Below are 404 nucleotides of genomic sequence, written 5' to 3' on the forward strand. Positions count from 1 at the left end.
GTACATGGCTGGGCACCTCACCGCCGACGGCTGGGGTATCTGAGCCAGGATTTGCATTTGTTCCCGCATCTGACGGTACGGCAGAATGTCTGGCTGTCTCTGGCATTCGGGTTTGACCATCAGGGTTCTCGCGCCGAGCGGATTGAAGAGGCCCTGTGTCTGGCCCGCGCGCAACATTTGCACAACCGTTATCCCGCCCAGCTGTCTGGTGGCGAACGGCAACGGGCGGCTCTGGCCCGTTGTCTCGCCCGGCGGCCGGGCGTGCTGTTGCTGGATGAGCCGTTTTCAAGCCTGGATCTGGGGAATCGGCACACCATCTGGCGTGACTTGAATGCACTGCTACAGCCGTTGCAAATGACCTTGTTGCTGGTCACTCATGATGAAACTGAAGCGCAGGTATTGGC

At 59.9% G+C, this 404-nt stretch carries 1 protein-coding gene; it reads left to right on the forward strand.

The window, feature by feature from the left end; genetic code table 11:
• Positions 1 to 57 precede the first annotated feature (57 nt).
• On the forward strand, positions 58 to 404 hold a 347-nt coding region (locus Q4563_RS16620), incomplete at its 3' end, for an ATP-binding cassette domain-containing protein (protein WP_303605275.1).

This window comes from Gilvimarinus sp. 1_MG-2023, assembly GCF_030548285.1.